Raw genomic sequence first — 1,103 nt, 5'->3', positions numbered from 1 at the left:
TGCTCGGCCCCATGGCCGCACTCACCAACCCGATCTTCCTCGGAAAGAACTAGCAGGCGAGTTTCGATGGCGTCCCGGGCCGGTGTCTCCCAAAATGCCTGCCCGGGTTTCTGCCCCTGGCGGTAGTGCCCGTCGCGTTCAAGGACCTCAGTGGTAACAGCCGGGGTCCCCGCTCGGCCCCGATGCTCCTCCAGCCCCGGCTGTATGCAGACGCCCAGATAGCTGAAAGTTAGGCGTAGCTCGGATCAAGGAGCGTGTGTAGGCGTGCTCGGGTCTATTGAAGACATCCTCCACATGTCCGAATTCGACGATACGGCCGCGTTCGAGCACTGCGACCTGCTGTGCGATGTTGCGTACGAGGGCGATGTTATGGGTGATGAACAGCAGCGTGAGTCCCATCTCGGTCTGCAGGCTCCGAAGCAGGTCCACAAGGGAGGACTGCACGGAGACGTCGAGGGCCGAGGTAATTTCGTCGCAGATCAGCACGTCGGGCTCTGTGGCGAGAGCGCGGGCGATGGCAACACGCTGACGTTCGCCGCCGCTCAGTTGGTCGGGGTAGCGCCGGGCGTGGTCCGGCCGGAGTGATGCCCGTTCCAGGGCGGTGGCCACGATTTCCTTGCCGTTGCGTACGTTGCCGCGGACGGCGGTGACGGGCTGAAGGATGAGTTCCTCCACGGTGCGGCGGGGGTTCAGGGATTCGTAGGGGTTTTGAAAGATGTATTGGACGCGCCTGCGTTGTTCCTTGCTTCGTTTGAAGCTGCTGGCGGCCAGTGGTTCGCCGTCGAGGCTCAGTGACCCGCTGAAATCGTGATGCAGCCCGGCGATGCATCGGCTCAGGGTGGTCTTGCCGGAGCCTGATTCACCGAGGAGGGCCACGCAGTCACCGGCGTAGACGTCCAGGTTGATGCCTTCAAGGACGGTGTTGGTGCCATAGCCTGCTTTGAGTCCGCCGACGTGGATGACGGGTTTCTCATCTACTGCCCGGCTGGTGCGCGCAGTTTCCGGCCGCGAAGGGATCGCCGGGAACGGAAGGTTTGCTTTGTAGCAGCGAACGGTATGGCGGGGGCCGACGTCGGTACTGCCTGGCGGCGCAGCCCTGCAGG

At 63.5% G+C, this 1,103-nt stretch carries 1 protein-coding gene; it reads right to left on the bottom strand.

Annotated features, from left to right (window positions below):
* Positions 1 to 147: 147 nt before the first annotated feature.
* Positions 148 to 1,103: ABC transporter ATP-binding protein (locus VXJ37_RS21010; RefSeq protein ID WP_331324930.1), on the bottom strand; the 956-nt coding region annotated here is incomplete at its 5' end.

Source organism: Pseudarthrobacter phenanthrenivorans (assembly GCF_036455295.1).
GTDB classification, from domain to species: domain Bacteria; phylum Actinomycetota; class Actinomycetes; order Actinomycetales; family Micrococcaceae; genus Arthrobacter; species Arthrobacter phenanthrenivorans_C.
This window is presented reverse-complemented; position numbering and strand designations above follow the sequence as displayed.